This window comes from Paenibacillus sp. oral taxon 786 str. D14, from assembly GCF_000159955.1.
GTDB lineage: Bacteria > Bacillota > Bacilli > Paenibacillales > Paenibacillaceae > Fontibacillus > Fontibacillus phoenicis.
In genome coordinates this window covers 1-761 of sequence record NZ_GG696039.1, presented here as the reverse complement: position 1 = coordinate 761, position 761 = coordinate 1, and the positions used below count along the sequence as shown (strand labels likewise).

1 protein-coding gene is annotated in these 761 nt (G+C 52.4%); it reads right to left on the bottom strand.

Annotated elements, in window-relative coordinates:
- Positions 1–169: 169 nt before the first annotated feature.
- A partial coding sequence (locus POTG_RS22585) for an IS110 family transposase (protein WP_009227170.1) occupies positions 170–761 on the bottom strand: 592 nt, incomplete at its 5' end.

The following is a 761-nucleotide window of genomic DNA, read 5'->3' as shown; positions in this document are numbered from 1 at the left end:
AAAGTCCAGCGGTATGATGTCAAGTGCTAGATTCGAGTAAATTGGAAATTTTCCATGTGAAAAGTGCTTTGAGTCTAGAAAAATGACAATATCAAACTAAGCCCAGTCAAAATTAAAGGAAATTCCATATTTTTACTGGGAATAGTAAAGGACTTGGGCAAAGGGGGCGTCAATCCTTCGCAGTCGTTACCTTCTTCCGTGGCGTATAGAGTTGGCCGTTGCGTAGCAGCACATCGACCAGACGCACAAGTTTTCTTGCCGTTAAGACGAGGGCGCGTTTGTGTTGGTGCTTAGGAACTTCTTGGTACTTCTTCCGGTAATACTCACCGAATTCTTCATCGCGCATCCTAACCGAGTTGGCAGCTTCAACGAGGTAGTAGCGCAGGAATCGGTTGCCGGATTTGATGCGGGCGGTGTCCTCCGCCTCGAAGACGCCGGACTGGTGCCTGCGCCAGGTCAGGCCCGCGTACTTGGCGACGGCGGCTTGATCCTTGAACCGTTCAATGTCGCCGAGTTCGCCGAGCAGACCGGCTGCATAGACTTTGCCGATGCCAGGCACTGACAGCAAGCACTGAGCGCCTTGAATGCCGTCGAGGACCCGCTCGATCGCTTTGTCGAGATCCTTGAGCTGCTTCTGGATGCTGCGGATGGATTCGATGGAGGTGCCGAGCACCAGGTCGATGGAGTCCTCAACAACTTTGGAAAGTCGATAAGAGGCTCTGGCAGCCTTCTGAATGCAGCGTGCAACGTTCTCCGGATCA